This window comes from candidate division KSB1 bacterium, from assembly GCA_024655945.1.
GTDB lineage: Bacteria > Zhuqueibacterota > Zhuqueibacteria > JANLFK01 > Oleimicrobiaceae > Oleimicrobium.
Genome location: JANLFK010000006.1, coordinates 227,033 through 244,425 on the forward strand (window position 1 = coordinate 227,033; position 17,393 = coordinate 244,425).

Sequence of the window (17,393 nt, forward strand, 5' to 3'; positions counted from 1 at the left end):
AGTCTTGCTCACTTCTTCTTAAGCCGCTTGCCCACTTGCCAGGCCTTCGCCACTGGCTGTCCCAAGGTCCAGTAACGATTGTCGGGCATGGTAAGAGCAAACGGCTTAATTTCGCGCACGTTCAGTCTGCCGCGCTTCACACAACGCCGCTCCGCATAGCTCGCCACGACCTCGCCAATGTAGAGCACGTCGCCCGGGAGCTCCACCTTTTTCACCAAGCGGCACTCAAGGCAAAGTGGACATTCCTCCACCATGGGCGCCCCTGTGATCTCCCCGTAGAATAGTTCAAACAAAGAGTCTTTGGCAAACTCACGACCGGAGACCAGGCCGCAAAAATCGACCTTGTCGACCAGCTCGACGCTCGGCACATTGACGCTGAATGCGCCGCTTTCTTCGATGCCCGGATTGGTGTAGTGGTCTGCGCCGAGAGCGATGCCAATCATCGGCGGATCGTAGTGGACGCGGCTCACCCAGGCCACGGTGAGAAAATTCGCGCGCCCTCCCACCATGGCGCCTACCAAAACCACCGGCATCGGGTACATGCTGACATCGTTGTTGATGCGCACCTTAGCCATCCTCTTCTCTCCCTTGCGACCCAACAGAGACGCACAGGAAACGCGGGTAGTAGACATCCTCGTCCTGGAAGCAGTCCTCCAACCTCCGCGAGTTGACCGCGTAGCTGACCACCAGCTCCGCGCTGTCACTTGCCAGCTCGGGATGTGCCTTGGCGGCATAGCAGAAGTAGCGGCGATTCTTCAAGGCTTCCGGGCAGACAAACACCGTGACGGCGTCCGAAAAAGGGCCGTAGGGCGTGTCAGCCACACGGAGCTGAATGGGGTTACCACGCTGCCATGAGGCTGCCACGAGCACGAATTTGCCCAGCTCTGGCAGGTAGCTCACCGAGAACTCAGTGGCCCCTTTGCTCAGCACCGCGCGCGCGGCCGCAGGGTCCTTGTGCCACCTGCCACGCTCGCCGTCTAAGTACTCCCAGCGTTCAGGCTTAAGCAGCCGGTGGGCATCCTCAAGGGGGATCCTCGCCACCAGTGTCCACACCTCTTTGAACCAACTGCGGAAATGGCGCAAGAATCCGTAGATGTACAGGTACCCCTGGTGCGCCAAGAGCCAGGAGCCATAGGTCCCTGTCCTCTCCGACCAGGGCAGTTGCTGCAGGGTCATCTGCCAGCGGTGAGGCTCGTCGTCGGGGTTGGACACCCAGTAGACCTCGTGCCCGACGATGCGGAAGCCGGTCACCTGATTTGGATCCACGGTGACCACGCGCACTGCTAACACCGCCAGGGCCTCGCCCAGCCGGATGGCGCTCAACGGCCAGCTTCGCCCTGGCAGTTCAGGCGAAGAGAAAAAGGCAGTTGGCCCCCCTTCGCCTTCCTTCCACCAGAAGCGCAGCTTGTGGCCGCTCTGGATGGCAATCGTATTGGCCACGATGTGTGAGCCGGCGCGCGAGCGCGCCGCAGGATCCGGGCTGACGAACGAATCCCCAAACAGCCACAGGATCCGCCCCTCGCGCAGCGGGGTGCTGAAGGCACAGTCGCCGCCCAGCCAGCCGTTGGTGCCTTCCCGAAAGAGGCGCTCCAACTCTGGCATGGGCGCCGCCGTAGTAGTGAGGGCCAGGCTCCTGCTCACTTGCGCCCTCCGCTGCCTGCGGGCGAGATGGGGTAGTCGCGCACCATGATGGCGGCATCGTAGGCGGCGACCACGTTCTCTGGCGGCACGTTGGCCTGCACGTTGTGCACCTGGGTGAAGACGTACCCCCCTCCCGGCGCAAAGATGCGCATCCTTTCTTCCACCGCTGCGGCAATTTCCTCAGGCCTGCCTTCCGGGAGCAGGTGCTGCGTATCGACACCCCCGCCCCAAAAGGTGATCTGCTCCCCAAACTCCCGCTTCAGGCGCGCCGGCTCCATGTCGGCCGCCGAAGTCTGCACCGGGTTGAGCACCTCCACCCCGGCGTCGATCAAGTCGGGGATCAGCGCGTAGATAGAGCCGCAGCTGTGCAGAAACACGTGCACCTCGGCGTGCTGCTTCACGTACTGGTAGATGGCCTTGTGCCGCGGCTTGATGAGCTCGCGGTACATGTCCGGCGAGAGCTGCGGGCCCTTCTGCGTGCCCAGGTCATCGCCCATCTGAATGAGCTGGATGTAGTCGCCCACCGCCTGCAGGTAAGCCTCCAAGTTCTTCAGGTGAACTTCCACCATTGTGTCCATAAGCTCCTCTGCGAAGGCCCGGTTCCCGGCCAGGTCCATCATGAAGGTATCCCAACCCCGCAGCGATTGTCCCAGCTCCAAGATATTCCCGCCGAACCCGCCCATAATCGCATAGTCAGTTTCGTGGTAGAGGAACTTTGCTTGCTCCTCGAGCACGCGGAGCATCTCGTCGGTGAGCATGGGCCAGGCATAGGCCTTGATGTCACGGCTGGAAGTGGCATGCGCCAGGGGGGGATTGCACGATTCGAAGTAGCGCACCCCCTGGGGCATGCGCGCCGCAACACGCTCGCCGTCCATTAGCACCCACTCGCCGTTCCTCCGCACCGGGTAACAACTGCGGTGCACCTGTCCTGGACTTCCGTCCGGCAGCGGCCAGTCCAGCCAGTCCTCAGGATGCCTGCCCATGGTGTTGGCCAGGTCCACCACATCCACCTGGAAGCGCTGCAGGATGGCCGGTTCCGGCTCGGCCAACTGCTGCGGCACGTCGTACACGCGGGTGTAGCCGCCCGAGAGCCCGAGGTAGGCCTTCAGGCGATTGTAGGCAATGGCCATGATCCCGGTGGAGCGCATCGCACCAAAGTCGATGGGCACCTTGTCCGGTTCCTCGTGGCGTAACGTCTTCAACACCCGCTCCCGCGAGGTCATGCGTCTTCACCTCCTCTGTGTTGATCCCGGCTACCCCTTGATGCCGGTCATCATAAGACCTTGCACGAAGTAGCGCTGAAACAGGAAGAAAATTACCACGACCGGGATGAGAAGCAGAACCGAGGCGGCCATCAGCATCCCGTACTCTGTGGTGTGCTGGCCGACCAACATGGCCAGACCGAGTGCAAGCGTCCCCTTCGACTTGCTCGACAAGAAGATCAACGGCCCAAGAAAGTCGTTCCACTGCATCATGAAGACCAGAATGGCAATAGTCGCCACGGCCGGCTTGGCAAGAGGCAAGATGATGCTCCAGTAGATGCGAAACTCCGAACAGCCGTCGATGCGCGCGGCGTCCGACAGCTCCTGCGGGATGGTGAGGAAGAACTGCCGCACCAGGAAGATGTTGAATGCACCACCGCCGAGGAACAGAGGCACCACCAGCGGCTTGAAGCTATCCAGCCAGCCGATATGCTTGTACAGCACAAACACCGGAACCATCGTCACCTGGGCGGGGAGCATCATGGTGCCGATGATGAACAGAAAAAGTGAGTCGCGCCCCTTCCACCGCAGGCGGGCGAAGGCATACGCCACCAAGGAGCTCGACAGCACCACGCCAATGATGCTCATCACCGTGATGAACGTCGTGTTGAACAGATAACGCAGAAAAGGCATAGTGGTCAACACATCGCGGTAGTTCTGCCAGTGCACCGGCTTGGGAATCCAGCGCGGCGGATAGGTGAAAATCTGCTCACTCCCTTTCAGCGAAGTAGAGAGCATCCAGAAGAACGGCAGCAAGAAGACCATCGCCAGGATGCTCAAGTACAGGTAGACGACCGCCTTTTTGCAGGGGACGCGCAATCTCGATGGCCTCATGTCAGTTACCCCGTGCCTCATGCCTCATAGTACACCCACTTCTTGCTGAGGCGGAACTGGACGATAGTGATGGCCAGGGTCATCAACAGCAGCAACCACGCCAATGCCGATGCGTAGCCCATCTGAAAGTCATCAAAGGCCTTGATGTACAGGTACAGGTTGTAGAACAGGGTGGAGTTGAGCGGCCCGCCCTGGGTCATGACATAGGCTTCCGTGAAAATCTGGAACGAGAACATGATTTCGATGATCAGCCATAAGAAGAGCACCGGCGAGATCAGCGGCAAGGTCACATGGGTGAACTGTCGCCACTTGCCGCCGCCGTCGATGGCCACCGACTCGTACAACTGCGTGGGGATGCCCTGCAGGGCCGCCAAAAAGACCAGCATCCTGCCGCCGCCAATGGACCACAAGCTCATCAGCACCAAGGCAGGCTTTGCCCAGGTGGTACTCCCCAACCAGGACGGGCCCTGGATGCCGACCATTTCCAGTAGCGCGTTGAGAATGCCGTACTGTGGGTTGAAGATCCACATCCAGATTGCGGAAATGGCCACCCCAGAGACCACCGACGGCAAGAAGTACGCGGTGCGAAACAGTCGGATACCGCGCACCGATTGGTTGACCAGCACCGCCAACAGCAACGAACCGGCGATGTTCAGAGGCACGCGCAACACTGTGTAGAAGAGCGTGTTGGAGATCGCCCTCCAGAAGTAAGGGTCGTGACAGAGGAGGTCGCGGTAGTTGCGCAGGCCGATGAACTTGGGCACGCGCAGCACATCGTACTGGCACAGGCTGTAGTAGATGGAGGCGGCAAACGGGTACAGGCCGAACACCAAGAAGCCAATGACCCACGGGCTGACGAAGAGGTAAGCCAGCGCCGCCTGGCTGTGGCGCAGGCGCGACGCCCAGCTCTCGCGGCTGTTCTCAGTCCTGGCCATAGTTCTCCCAAGGCATCTTCTTGCGCACATACTGATCGTACTCGGCAGCCTCATCGAGCTGCTTCTGCACGCGTTGATTTGCCTGGCGCAATGCCTCCTCAGGGGAGAGGCGATGGTTGAGCGCCATCTCCATTGCCAAGAAGTACTCGCGCCAGAAAACGTCGTGCACCAAGGGCAGCAGCGAGCTGCCAAAACCCTGGTACATGAGGCTGTCAAAGATCGCCATCTGCGGCATGCGTTCCAGGAAGGCCTTTTGGTGCGCCACCAGACGGTTGGAGGGCACCAAGGGCTCCTTCTCCGCTAAGAAGCCGTGCAGTTGCGTCTCCATGCGCGCCGTGAACTTGAGAAACTCCCATGCTGCCGCCGCTGACTTGGCGCCACGGGGAATGGCCAGCCAGAAGCTCCCCACCTGCGTTGCCGGCCTGTCCCCTGCGTCGCAGGGAATGAGGCTTATGCCGTAGTCCAGGTGTGGCGCGAACCGCCTGATCTGGTTGACGTGCGAGTTGTCTAAAATCATCATCGCCACCCGCTCAGAGTTGAAGCCATGCTGTTCGTTGATGCCGCAGCTCAGGTGCAGGGCGGTGAGCTCGGCCAAGCCGTAGTGGTCGTAGTAGTCCACGGTCCAGCGCAACGCCTCTACTACCGGCGCCTCGTCCAATCGCACGCTGCACAGGTCGGCGCTGCGGAAGGTGGCTCCCTTTTGAAAGGCCATGACCACTGCTGCCGCCAAAGCGCTGTAGTTGGGGATAAAGCCCGCCTGCACGATACGCCCCCGCTCGTCGCGCAACGTCAGCCGCTCGGCATAGCGCCTGAGCTCCTCCCAGGTGCGCGGCGGTCGGTCCGGATCCAGCCCTGCTTGGCGAAAAAGGCGGCGATTGTAGAAGAGCCCATAGCAACTGCCCGCCGAGGGGATGCCAAAGGCCTTGCCTTCCCACTTCATCTCGGCCCAAAGGGGAGGATAAAAGACCGTGGTGTCGAAGCGGTCGCGGGTTATGAACGCGTCCAGGGGCATGAGCGCGCGTCGCGCCGCCCACCGGCCAATAGGGCTGAACTGCGAGATGACGTCCGGTGGCTTGCCACTCAGAATGGCGGTCAGGATCTTCTTTTCGTTCTCCTTCCAAGGAATGGCCACCGGCACCACCTCGATGCTGTCCTGGCTCTCGTTGAAAAGCCGCACCGAGACAGGGAACTCTTCGTGCGCCCCCGTGGCCATCCAGAATTCCACGCGCACGCGTCCGGAAGAGGTGAGCCGCTGGGGTTCCTCCGGCTTGAACAGGTAGACCATCCCGGCGAGCAGGATGAGGAGCGCCGTGTATTTGACCACACGTGCCACGTCTACTCCAAAGTCACCTCGATGAGCCGCGGGTAGTATTCCTCGAATTCCACAAACGTCAGGTAAATGACTCTCCCCTGCTCACGCGCTAACTCGGGGTGCTCTTTGCCCGCGTACACGAGTGGGCCCCCGTACACCAGGGGATTGCGCAGGGGCACGCGCGCCGTCCACAACAGTTGCGGCTGGCTCCACGGACCCCAGGGGCAAGGAGCCGTGCGCGCCACGAGCTTGCCTGTGGTCTCCCAGGAGTGCACGGCCAGGTAGCAGCGCAAATGTGCGTTGTAGGAGACGCTCATCTCTGTGGGCATGCCGTCCATGATGGGGATGGCGCGCCGCCGTTCGGGGCTCCATTCCGGGGCAGAGCTCACCAAGTACTCGTAAGCCTCCGGCTCCTCAAGCTGTTCGGCATTCACCCGCGCCAGGCTGCAATAGTGATGACCGTCGCGCAGCCACGTTCCGTAGACGTACACCATCCCCTCTGCAAAGAACGAAAGCACTGCTGCCCCGTAGCATGGCTCATCCGCGGCCCACCATAGAGTTGAGTCTTGCCTGACAACTCTCTCAAAGGCCAGTTCTGGATAGCGCGCCACCGCCAAGCCAGTGCCCGCCACCTCGAATTTGTACGGCCAGCATCGCCCTGACAGCAACGCCACGCGCACGTAGAACAGGTAGACGCGCCCATGCATAAAGAGGCCGTGCAGCGGCCATATCCGGCACCTCTCCGGGTCCTCCTCTGACAGCCAGGGGAGCAATTGCCGCGGATACCCGCCCTCATCGGTGAGATAGCAGTAACTGCGCAGGCCCGGGGCGCTGAGCAGTCCGGTGCTCGACGGCATGCGCTCTAGCAGTCGCCTTCCCGATTCGTCAAACGTCCCCAGCAGCGTGTCCCCAAACACCCACAGCGCTTCGCCATCGCCAAGAGGTATGGAATAGGCGCAGTCCTGGCCGATCACCCTGACGGGATTGTCAACGAAGAGAAGGCCGCAGTCCCGCGCCTGTGCGACCTGCAACGGCTTCGGCTCTGCCGTGTGCGTGTCGTTGCTCCGCATGGCCGGCGAGGTGCTCTTCACACCTCCAACTCGACGGTGACAATCTTCTTGTGCGGCACCTCGAGGCGTAAGTCGCCCGAGTCGCCCAGCGGGAGAGGGCGCATGCGCTCCTCGTTCAGGTTCGTGAGGTAAGCCTTTCGGATTGGACGCGCCAGGTGCAGGTGTCCTTCCACGGCTTTCTCGGTCGGGTTGAAGAAGCGCACGATGAGCGAGTCGCGTTCCTCACACTTTTTCACCGCGCTCAGCACCAGGCCATTGGGCTGCAGTCGCAAAAAGCTGAGGCGCGGCGGCAGGTCGCCCGCGGAAATGCCGCACTGGAAGGCCCTCACCGGGGCAAAGTGGCGGTACGTCTGGGCGAATACCTCGCCGTCTTCCCAATTGCCAAAGTGGGGATACAGGGCATAGGCGCATGTGTGCCGGCCAAGGCATTGCGAGCCGACCTGGTCGAGTCGCTCCACGCGCTCCGGGGGCAGGCCCACTTTCGGATAGCGCACGCCCTTGATCAGCGTCAGCAACATGGTGCGCCACTCGTTGTCCTGCACCTCATATTCCACCAGCCCGTGGCTGATGAGCGCCAGACCAACGTTCCCGTCGGAGATACCAACAAAGGACAGGTGAGGCTGAGTCCCTGTCATCGGCTCCACCCAGTCGCGCGTGTCGGGCAGCTCGATGCTCCTGGTCACCACGTCGAAGGCCGTCTCCACGTCCACGCCGGCGGCGGCAATCCCAGTGGGGAAGCAGACGCGCAAGCGGTGGTCCATGGCCTGGTTATCAAAAGTGGTAACGATGTCCAGGCGCGGGCAGCCGTTGCGCAAGGTGATGCGCGAGGAGATGGGCAGCGCCACCAGCTCGTCGCTCCGGCGCTGTTTTCCGGGCGCCAAGCCTTTCGGCACCTGCATGACCATGTCCACCTGCACGGTGGTCTGCAGCTCGCCGTCCTCCACCACCGTCAATTGCGCGGCGCACCCCAAGGAGCTCACCTTTGCGTTGGCCAACGGTGAGATGTGCGTCCACGGGTCGCCCGCTTCCGCTTCATCCTCGAAGAAATGGCAGTTCCGGAAAACGCGGCCACTTGGCTTGTGAGTGAGGTCAAACACCCCGTTTGGCCGGAACTGCACCCGCAGGAACTCGTTCTCCATGGTGTCGTTGGCCACCATCATGGAGCCATAGTTGACCAGCTCCCCCTCTTTGCGCTGCACGATGAAGGTGCGGTAGCCGCAGCCCGGGACCTGCGCCGCCTCGAATAGGAAGCGGAACCGGCGCGTGTAGAACGGCGAAGGGATGTCGTACGGATTCATCACCAGCGCGCCCCACTCCTTGCGCTCAGCAAGCTGGCAGCGTACCGGCTCGCCCGTCTCGGCGTCGACCACAGCCATCGCCTTATGCTTGGGCTCCTCCGGAAAGTCCACCTCCACTTCCACAATTTCCGTCCGGTCAAATTGCAACGGGTTGAAGACCACCACGGCGGTGTGTTCCGGTGCCACGTGTGCTAAGTTAATGCGCTTGGCTACAAATGCACAGGCGCGATTGGTGAGGGCCTCGCCGATTTGGCCCACCTGGTCCCAGCGGTAGAGCATGTCGCGGTGCACCTGGTCGACGCTCACCCCTGTGATGTTGTCGTGGGGATGGTTGGTCAACAGATGTTTCCAGGCCAGCTCCAGCAGCGCCGCAGGATACTCCTCACCCAACAGCAAGGCGAACGCCGACCAGGGTTCGGCCCACTTTTCCAACAGCGTTTGCATGCGCGCGTTGATCTGCTTCTGGTAGAGGCGCGTGGAGATGTTATCCTTCAGCAGCCTGTTGAACCAGTTGTCCACGCTGGGGTGGCGCCGCTCGCCCTTCAGCACGGTCAGCCGCGAGCGATCCACCGCCTTCTTGATCTTCTCCAGGACGGCCGGGAAAGAGCTGTGGATGTACACATCGCCCGTCTGCTTGGCGTTGCAGTACTCGATGACCTTGATGGTGTTGGGATGGGGAAAGACGCTGTCCATGCCGTCCAACACCACGAGGTACGGCGTGGTAGCGTCGGCGGCAACATCGGCGCGGATGTTCTTCATCCCTTCGTCCAGCACGGCAGTGTTAAAGTGCTCCAGCGACGAGGGCTTCAGCAGCCAGTAATCCTGGTCGCCGGCAGCCGCGTCACATCGGCGGAAGGGCATCTGGCCCAGCGACCAGCGGTAGATGCCATCGTGGGAGGCATTTTCGTACATGGTGGGCCGCAGCAGGTGAATCCAGAAGGCGGCCCTGCTGAACAAGGCACTCAGTCGCAGTCCGAGAATCTGCGTGCCGTCCGGCGCCTCCAGGATGTACTCGGTGGCGCACTCGTCTCGGGCGATGCCGCGATAGAACATCATGCCGTCGATGCCAAAGCCGGCGTAGATCTGCGCAATTTGCGAAAGCTGGCCGTAGGAGGTCGGCGTGTACCCGACCTTCATGACCGCGCCGAACTGGCCGGCGACCTTATGGCCCCGCATCAGGTTGCGTACGATGGCCTCGCCGCTGACCGTGTTCATCTCCGGCAGTGTGTACCACGGCCCCACCAGCAGGCGCCCTTCGCTGATGAACTTTTTCAGCTCCTCCCTTTTCTCGGGCCGCACCTCCAGGTAGTCTTCCAACGGAATCGTTTGGGAATCAAGATGGTAGTGTTTGTATTCCGGGTAGCGGGCAAAGAGCTCCAACAGCCAATCCATCAACTCCACAAGATGGAGCCGGGTCTCTTGCGCCGGATAGCGCCATTCGCGATCCCAATGGGTGTTGGAGATGACATGAAACGCATAATGCTTTTCTGTGCCTTCCACGTCTTCCCTTCCTCAGAGAAACACCGTGCCGTGCCAGGGTCAACTCTCAGAAACCAAAGCTGATGGTAAAGCTGCTCACGCCGCCCAGAATGGGGCCGTAGTCGGCGTAGGAGTAGTCGATGGCTCCTTCCACGCCCAGCAACTCCTGGCGGAGGCCGGCGCCAAAGGACCAGGCGCCCAGGTCGGAGTTGGAGCGGTAGCCACCGCGCAGGAACAAGCTGCCGAACAGCCCGTATTCCATGCCAAAGTGTGCGCGCTCGCGATTGTCGGTGGGATGGAGAAGGTCCACTGCCAAGGTGAGCCGGTTGGCGGCGGTGTGAATGAGATCGTCGGCCAGGCCGATCCTGAAGATGAGCGGCATGCGGAACTTGTCGCGCAGGAACCTGATGTCCGGGCCGAAGTGCTGCGCCGCCACGGAGAGGCACAAGTGCCTGAACCCTGTCTCGTAGATGGCGCCAAAATCCACCAGCACATTGGCAAAGGAGTCCCTGTCCAGTTCCTCTCGCACATAGCGCACCTGCCCGCCCATGGAGAGCTTGTTGGTGAAGCGGCGCGCCACGGCCATGCTCACGGCAAGGTCGCCCGCCTGCACCATGCGCCCGGTGCCGTCCTGGGCTAGCACCGTGGTCTCCTGGAACTCCGGCACCCCCATGTGGATGACGCTTACGCCCAACACGCCGACCTTGCCCCAGGCCACTGCCGCCGCTGCCGCGCTCAGCCGAATGTCGAGCAGCCAGTTGCGATAGGAAAACCCGGCCTCAGCCCTTTCCACGTAGGCGATCCCGGCCGGGTTCCAGAAGATGGCGTTCACTCCCCTGGTCGTAGCCAGGGCGGCTTCGCCCATGGCGGTCTCACGGCCACCCACGCCAATCTTCAGGAACTGCACCCCTGCCGAGCCGGCCTTGCTGAACTCGAAGCCATAGTCCCACTGCGCCTGTGCCGCCGCGCAGCACCAGGACAAGACAAGTATGCACAACAGCGCCTTGCGTATCATCGCCAGCTCTCCTGTTGGCTCACTTGATGAGTAACAGCGTCCCTTTGGCATTGCCCACCGCTGACTCCACCGTGTAAAGGTAGATGCCGGCTGCTGTCTTCTGCCGCGAATCGCTGAGCTGATCCCACACGTGCTCGCCGGAGTTGGGGTTATCGTGCTCCAGAGTGCGCACCAGCTCACCGCTCACCGTGTAGATGCGGATGGTACACTTGGCCGGCAGATTGGTGAACACAATGGAGCTCTCCTCGCCTGAGGTGGGCAGTCCGGACACCAACCTGAAAGGATTGGGAAAGACACTCACCTGCAGGGCATTTTCTGCCGGCTGCCGTGCAGTAACCAGGGCCTTGGTATTGCGGTTGGTCATTCCGCTTTCCTGGCCTTTCGTGCTCACCGAGGTGACGGCGTAGTAGTAGCCGACGCCGACCTGGACTGTATTGTCCTTGTACTTCCACTGACCCAGCTCCGCGTCGAAGAAGCGGCTGCGGTCGGTACTGCGACTGATGCGAATGTCGCGTACCTTGGTAAACGGGCCAATGTGAGAGCGGTCGCTGCGGTAGATGCGGAAGATGTCCATCTCTGCCGCGCCGGTGAGCGGATTGACCCAGCTCTCTAAGTCGGGTGGCCAGGTGAGCACGATCTCCTGCGTCGAGGGGAGAACGTAGTAGGTGACCTGCGGAGCCGGAGGCGGTAAGGCCGTCAGGACATAGTTTCGCGAGAAGAGTTGCTTGGCGCGATCCACGGTCTTTTTCAAGGAGTCCAGCCCGGCCGGCAGAAGATTCTGGGCGCTCAGCCCCTTCACCGCTTGGTCCAGGCCAATGCCGTTCACCGCCTCCACCATGACAATGCGCACCGTGTCGCCGATGGCCATGTCGTACGGCCCGAAGCCCTGCAACATGAAGGGCGAGAGTTGCTCGTTCGCGGGAGCCTGCAGGCTCTTGTCCGTGCCGTTGAGGATGGCGTACAGGTCAGAAGCAGTGCGGCTGGTGATGGTGAGGCGATGGGCGTTGTTGATGACCTGGGCCCAAAAGACGGTCGCCGGCTGCTCCGCGCCGTTGCTCGGCGGGTCCCAGTAGAGCGGCGCAAAGCCCGCATAGCCAGTGGTGCGCAGCTCGCCCCGCTTTTCCCAATAGTTGCCCCAATCCCACTTGATGTCCTGCGTGGGATAGTAGTCGTAGGCATAAAGCAGTCGTCGCGCTGCGTCATAGCCCACCATTTCGTCGTCCACGTTCAGGTTGTCGCCCCAGAAGCCGTGCACCAGAATGTCCTGATAGCTGGGCCGGAGCAGATAGGGGAACCCAAAGTAGACCTCGCTCAGCACCTGCCCGGAGGCATTGACAAAGAGGTATTCGATGATGATAAAGTCGGCATAGGCCGGATAGCTCCAGGCCCTGCTGATGCGCGTCACCTGAATGCCATCGCTGGTGCGCCAGCGGGCGGTGATCTTCTCCTCGGCTTCGTGGGGATTGAAGCCACGCGAGCCGTTAAAGTTCTCCACCTCCTCCATCAGGTAAAAGGTCCCCAGGTCGACAAAGTCGAACGGCCCCATCTCGTTGAAAAAGACCGTTCCGCCTGCCTTTTTGCCGCCGATCCAGACTCCACCCCCCTGGCTGTAGGAGCGCTGCTCGTCCTTGTTGGGGAGGACGGCAGGCCCGCCCGGCCAGTCCATGCTGGGATAGTACTCGAAAGGCGAAAAGAGGCCGCCAATTTGGCCGTTGTCCTTCATGGTCTCCCACAGGTCGCCCCGGTCGTGAATCTTGAATAACGGCACCCGCACCTGGGACATGGCCGCTTCAGCCAGCACGAACAGGGCCAAACCGGTGAGGAAACAGATAGCCTTGGTTCTCTCCATGGGCTCTCCTTCCGTTGCACCGCCTTGTGCGTCGCAGCACCTCCGCCTAACGGAAGCTGTAGCGGAGACCCACCCACACGCTGCGCGGCGCGTAGTAAATCATGTAGCTGAGGTCAAAACCGTCCGGGTCGACCAGAGTCGGTTGTCCGGTCTTGACAAAGCGGTCGATGGCCTGCGGATCGAACGCCGCCGGTAGCCCCCACGTCTTGATGCACTTCTGGTTGAACAGGTTGGTGACCCGCGTGTAAAAGGCCAGGGTGTGCTGCCCAATGGTGAAGTAGCGGTTGAACTTCAGGTCCCAGTTCTGCCGCGCAGGCAAGCGATGGTTGTCCAACAAATCAGGCGGGTCATCCGGCTCGAGGTAAGTGAACGCCTGGCCGCTCACATAGCCATACAGAAGGCTCAAATCGCTGTTACCCAGCAGCTGGTAGACAACCGGCACGCGCCATCGCCCCGGGTATTTGAGGAAGAGGTTGGCCCGAAGGATGTGCGGCCGGCTGAAGGAACGCTCCGTGGGCAGGCGATCGCTCGCCTCCACGTACCACTGGTAAGTCACCTTGCCGTCTTTGTCGATGTGAATCTGCCAGGGAGTGGCCGTCCCGTGCGTGCTCTTGGAGAAGCTGTAGTTCATGTCCAAGACCAGGTGGCTGCTAAACAGGGTGCGCAGGCTCACCTCCAAGCCGCGCGCGTCGCCATAGTCGCCACTGTAGCGACTGCTGTAGAAGACGCGCGACTCGTTGCCGGTGTACGGGTCGACGCCGTAGATCCGTTTGTCCAAAAACCGCGCCCGCTCCACCTGGTCGAACACATCTTTGTAGAAGCCGGTGACGTTGAGCACCGCGATGTTTTCAAAGTGGTGCTTGAACCCCAGCTCGAACTGAATGGTCTTCTCCGGCTTCAAGGGTTGCAAGGTAAGGTTGATGACCCGCTCCGGGTCAGTGTCCACCGAGGGCTGCCCCTTGATCACGTAGACCGGCCGGAAGTAGAGGAACTCATACTGCGCATTGATGGGCGGCATCTGGTAGAAATGCCCGTAGCTGAAGTGGAACACACTTCGGTCGGTGATGGGAAACGAGATCCCCAAACGGGGGTTGATTGAGTGAAAGGCAGGCACGCGGTAGCGAGGCTTGGCCAAGACGTTGGCAAAGTCCCACTTCTTGTGACCGAAGGAGTCGATGCCGTCCTTGTCAGGGTCAGCGGACGGATCGTACGCCGGATCTAAGGACGGGTTGAGCACGAAGCTGTCCTTGGTGAACCAATCACGGTTGCCATCGTAGAGGTCGTAGCGGACGCCCACGTTCAGGATCATGCTCTCGAATTCCATCTTATCCTGCACGTACAGGGCCAGTTGCAGCGGGTGGTAGGTCTCGTTGAGGCCGCGGCACCGCCAGTCGCGAAGGTCGGAGCTCCACTCCGCCAGAACCCAACTCTCTTCCTTGTAAGTGTTGTAGTGGAACTCGAACCCCGTCTTGAGCAGATTGGCCTCATTGACCTGCCAGCTCAAGTGGCCCAACGCGGCCAAGTCGCCGGTCACGTTGTGCGACAAGGGGGTGAAGTGGTGGGCGAGAAAGGGCTCATTCTCGAACCCATCATAGCGGTGCCACCCCCAGATGTCCGGGTTCTTAGACTCGCCCAGCACTCGATACGGGCTGGGCGTCTCGTGCTGCTCCAGCGTGTAAGAGCTCAATTTCAACTCATAGAACATGCGCGGGCTGAGCACATGCACCACCCCCAGGCGCATCTGCTTCACATAGTTGTCCAAGAGCGTGCCGTAACCGCGGTAGTACTTGGCGAAGTAGGGAAAGCTCTCCTCCCCGTTGGTGGCATGGGCATCGTGGCTGTACAGGCCGCCGAACTTGATGTTGAGGCCGGGCCGCAGGCCATAGTTGCCGCTCAAGGTGAACTCGGTCAGCTGGCGCGTGTCGCGCGGCCTGGGCAGGTCATAGGCCTCCTGCTGGTATCTGGCCGTGGCAAAGAAGGTCATCTTGGCCAGCTCGTTGCCCACTATGGGCAGGAACTTCCCGGGCACCGGGCCCCCAAAAGAGAGCTGCAGCTGGTGGTCGGCGAAATTGCGATAGTCGTACACCTGCTTCTGGCGCTCCGGCGTCCACCAGGCAGGGTCCAGGTAGGCTTTGCCGGTGACGGAATCCACCAGCGTATGCCGGCGGAATTCGATGTTCTTCTCCCCGTCGTAGAGGTAGGTGCCAAAGTGCCGCTGATGCGGCGGGCCATATTGGTAATCCAGCGACCATGAGTGGTACTGGTCGCCCTCCTTGGTGACCACGTTCACGATGCCTGACTGCGCCTGCCCGTACTCTGCGTTGAAGCCGCCGGTGATGACCTGGATCTCCTTGACCGCGTCGCGATTGATGCGGGTGAAGGAGCCGCCGGCATCGGCCCGCGCCTCAGACCAGGCTGCCGAACGCGTGCCGTCGATGAACCACACCACCTCGTCCTGCTCGCCGCCACGAATGGAGTAACGCGGCTCGCCACGCCCGGTGCCGGACAGGTTGCCCTCCACCGGAATCGGGTCGAAGAAAACGCCGGTCTGCAGATGGACCGCCTCGTGGACCTGCGACACCGGGGCCTGGTACAACCTGTCCACCCCGATGACCTCGATGCTGGTGGTCAAATCCTTCTGGATGATGGGGCGCGCGGCCTCCACCACCACGGAGGCACCCAGGTCCAGCACCGCCTGACGCAGGCCAACATCCACGCGCGTGGTCTGGTCGATGCTCACCTTGACGTTGGTGACCTCGACGCGTGTGTAGCCAATCATCGTGATCACCAACGTGTACGTGCCCGGCGGCACGCTGAGGATGTGATACCTCCCCTTGTCGTCAGAGGCGGCGCCGAGATACGTGCCCTTCACCGTGACGTTGGCCAGCGGCAGCGGCTCGCCAGACTCGGCGTCCTTCACCACCCCGGCTATCTTGCCGGTGGTGCCTGCCCAGGCGACCTGTCCTGCCAGGAGAGCCAGCCCAAGCAGGGCAGCAACGCGCCCGCGCTGCAGTATTGCGTTCACTGCCATCGCCTCCTCCCTGTTATGTCATGTGGGCCTGTCCATCAGGGTGCCCTGTGATCATCCAGAGGCCACTTGCCCGGCAGCTTTCCGCACCGTCCCGTCTGCCAGGAGTCGCGCATCAAGGAAAAGACCGTGTCGGAGCATCGCCTCCGGAAGCCCTCCGTGCAAGATGTGGGCAGCGTGGTCCAGCCGATGGCCGAGTGTGTCCGCAAACGGCACGGCCACACACAGCCCGATGCCGGCCGCCCGGATGGCGGCTACTCCCGATTCACTGTCCTCGAAGCCGAGCACCTTGTCAAAGTCCTCTTTCGCCACGCCAAGCTGGTGCAACGCCAAGCTGTAAAGATCACGATGGGGCTTTAACCGGATCTCGCTCGAATCGGACGCGGTGATGACCGCGTCGAAGACCTGGCGGTACAAAGAAAAACGCTCCTGCAGCTGGCGACGCCGCTCCTCAGAAAGCGGCCAGCTCTGCACCTGCTCGCGAATGACGCGAAACACCTCGCCGAGGACGATCTCCGCCTCGTAAGCGATAGAAGAGGTGACCACGGCGACCTTGAGCGGTTTGCGTTCCACCAAGCGCCCCAAGGCGGCCAGCCTCTTTCTCTGGTCATCCGTCGCCTGGGCCTGGTCGAGGTGGCGGGCCAACTCATCGGCGAAGAGGGCCAGGTCCTGGCCCAACCAGCCTTTCACCGCCGCCAAGAACACGCCAACACCCGGCATGGGCTCGATGAGTCGGCGCGTCGCATCCGGCAGCAAGGAGCGGAGCTGGTCCGCCTTCCCTTGCTGCACCTTAATCAGAATCTCGTGATAGCGCTGGTAGTAGATATCGATGGCTGCGCGCACCTGGTCGGCGAAGCTCGCGAATGCCACTCCTTGCGCCGCCTGAGCAATCGCCCTCTGCACAGGCTCTGGCAATTCCACCTCCTGGCCTTGCCGGCCTTGCGCGAGCCATGCCTGCACGGCCTCTTCGGCAAGCAGCCGGTCACAGCCAAAGTGGCGCAGATTGTTGACAACCTCGGCAGTGCGGCCTTCGTCCGGTCGGACCGCCAACGTCCACAGGGCAGCCTCTAAGTAGGCACGGCGGAACGCCTCCATGTCAATCGCGTCGCCGTAGGACTTGACCAGATACTCCACGTGCTTGGTAGTGCTATTGCCGATGATGTGCGGGTAGTCTTTCGCCCTGTCCAGGCCAGCCCACGTCTCCTTGCTCAGCCGCGCGGTGATGCGTCGCACCATCGTCTCCAGGGAGTGGAGACAGAGGTTCTCCGTGGTGGTGGTGGTGCCGTCCATATCCTGCACGATCGCCACCAGCTCTTGCCGCGGGGCTACGATCTTGGGCGCGAGTGGCACAACTTCGTAGTCGGGGAAAACGTAGGCTGGGTTCTCGATGACCAAAAACTCTTCGCCGAGGCGACTTAGATAGGCAGGCGCTTGTGTCGAGGATAGCGTCGTCAAAGTTCACCTGTGTGGGTCAGTGAGACAAAGGGGCCGAGAGTCATCAGACTCGGCCCCATGCTCAGCCAAAATTGGCGTAGCAAAAATACAACTTCACGCGGACAAAGTCAAGGATGATTTTCGCCTACGCTGTAGGGACCAGGCAAAACCTTTCCACCTTGGTGAGGTGATCAGGGAGAGCTTCGCGTCATTCTGTCCCCGGGCGGTGGCATGGT

At 61.5% G+C, this 17,393-nt stretch carries 12 protein-coding genes; all 12 read right to left on the reverse strand.

Translation table 11 applies throughout. The features are described from left to right. Positions 1-8 precede the first annotated feature (8 nt). From NUW13_09850 to NUW13_09905, 12 genes are read right to left on the reverse strand one after another with little or no spacing between them, the layout of a single operon-like run. Positions 9-575 (reverse strand): flavin reductase family protein, encoded by a 567-nt coding sequence (locus NUW13_09850; protein MCR4439326.1) that lies wholly within the window; start codon positions 573-575, stop codon positions 9-11. Further along, positions 568-1,641, reverse strand: a complete 1,074-nt coding sequence (locus NUW13_09855; GenBank protein MCR4439327.1) for a DUF4185 domain-containing protein — start codon at positions 1,639-1,641, stop codon at positions 568-570. Before NUW13_09855 ends, NUW13_09850 begins: the two co-directional genes overlap by 8 nt. Further along, positions 1,638-2,864, reverse strand: a complete 1,227-nt coding sequence (locus tag NUW13_09860; protein ID MCR4439328.1) for a methyltransferase — start codon at positions 2,862-2,864, stop codon at positions 1,638-1,640. Before NUW13_09860 ends, NUW13_09855 begins: the two co-directional genes overlap by 4 nt. 30 nt (positions 2,865-2,894) lie before the next feature. Continuing rightward, the gene (locus tag NUW13_09865; protein MCR4439329.1) at positions 2,895-3,737 is read right to left on the reverse strand and encodes a carbohydrate ABC transporter permease; all 843 of its coding nucleotides are present in this window, start codon (positions 3,735-3,737) and stop codon (positions 2,895-2,897) included. A gap of 17 nt (positions 3,738-3,754) precedes the next feature. After that, on the reverse strand, positions 3,755-4,672 hold the full coding sequence (locus NUW13_09870; protein ID MCR4439330.1) for a sugar ABC transporter permease: 918 nt from the start codon (positions 4,670-4,672) through the stop codon (positions 3,755-3,757). After that, positions 4,659-6,005 carry an ABC transporter substrate-binding protein gene (locus NUW13_09875; protein ID MCR4439331.1) on the reverse strand — a complete coding sequence of 449 codons (1,347 nt, stop codon included), beginning with the start codon at positions 6,003-6,005 and terminating at the stop codon, positions 4,659-4,661. Before NUW13_09875 ends, NUW13_09870 begins: the two co-directional genes overlap by 14 nt. Positions 6,006-6,007: 2 nt before the next feature. Further along, positions 6,008-7,075, reverse strand: a complete 1,068-nt coding sequence (locus tag NUW13_09880; protein ID MCR4439332.1) for a DUF4185 domain-containing protein — start codon at positions 7,073-7,075, stop codon at positions 6,008-6,010. Further along, the gene (locus tag NUW13_09885) at positions 7,072-9,852 is read right to left on the reverse strand and encodes a glycosyl hydrolase-related protein (protein ID MCR4439333.1); all 2,781 of its coding nucleotides are present in this window, start codon (positions 9,850-9,852) and stop codon (positions 7,072-7,074) included. The genes NUW13_09880 and NUW13_09885 overlap by 4 nt, the downstream gene beginning before the upstream one ends. Positions 9,853-9,898: 46 nt before the next feature. Beyond that, complete coding sequence (locus NUW13_09890) at positions 9,899-10,846, reverse strand: PorV/PorQ family protein (protein MCR4439334.1); 948 nt, start codon at positions 10,844-10,846, stop codon at positions 9,899-9,901. Between the two features lie 19 nt (positions 10,847-10,865). Then, positions 10,866-12,695 (reverse strand): hypothetical protein, encoded by a 1,830-nt coding sequence (locus tag NUW13_09895; protein ID MCR4439335.1) that lies wholly within the window; start codon positions 12,693-12,695, stop codon positions 10,866-10,868. 46 nt (positions 12,696-12,741) lie between these two features. Then, positions 12,742-15,726 (reverse strand): TonB-dependent receptor, encoded by a 2,985-nt coding sequence (locus tag NUW13_09900; GenBank protein MCR4439336.1) that lies wholly within the window; start codon positions 15,724-15,726, stop codon positions 12,742-12,744. Positions 15,727-15,777: 51 nt separating this feature from the next. Continuing rightward, positions 15,778-17,178 (reverse strand): hypothetical protein, encoded by a 1,401-nt coding sequence (locus tag NUW13_09905; GenBank protein MCR4439337.1) that lies wholly within the window; start codon positions 17,176-17,178, stop codon positions 15,778-15,780. Positions 17,179-17,393: the final 215 nt, after the last annotated feature.

Excerpts from the sequence above, each read along its gene's own strand:
- NUW13_09870 (MCR4439330.1), bottom strand. The coding sequence starts at position 4,672 with ATGGCCAGGACTGAGAACAGCCGCGAGAGCTGGGCGTCGCGCCTGCGC.
- NUW13_09900 (MCR4439336.1), bottom strand. The coding sequence starts at position 15,726 with ATGGCAGTGAACGCAATACTGCAGCGCGGGCGCGTTGCTGCCCTGCTT.
- NUW13_09890 (MCR4439334.1), bottom strand. The coding sequence starts at position 10,846 with ATGATACGCAAGGCGCTGTTGTGCATACTTGTCTTGTCCTGGTGCTGC.
- NUW13_09865 (MCR4439329.1), bottom strand. The coding sequence starts at position 3,737 with ATGAGGCCATCGAGATTGCGCGTCCCCTGCAAAAAGGCGGTCGTCTAC.
- NUW13_09860 (MCR4439328.1), bottom strand. The coding sequence starts at position 2,864 with ATGACCTCGCGGGAGCGGGTGTTGAAGACGTTACGCCACGAGGAACCG.
- NUW13_09895 (MCR4439335.1), bottom strand. The coding sequence starts at position 12,695 with ATGGAGAGAACCAAGGCTATCTGTTTCCTCACCGGTTTGGCCCTGTTC.
- NUW13_09850 (MCR4439326.1), bottom strand. The coding sequence starts at position 575 with ATGGCTAAGGTGCGCATCAACAACGATGTCAGCATGTACCCGATGCCG.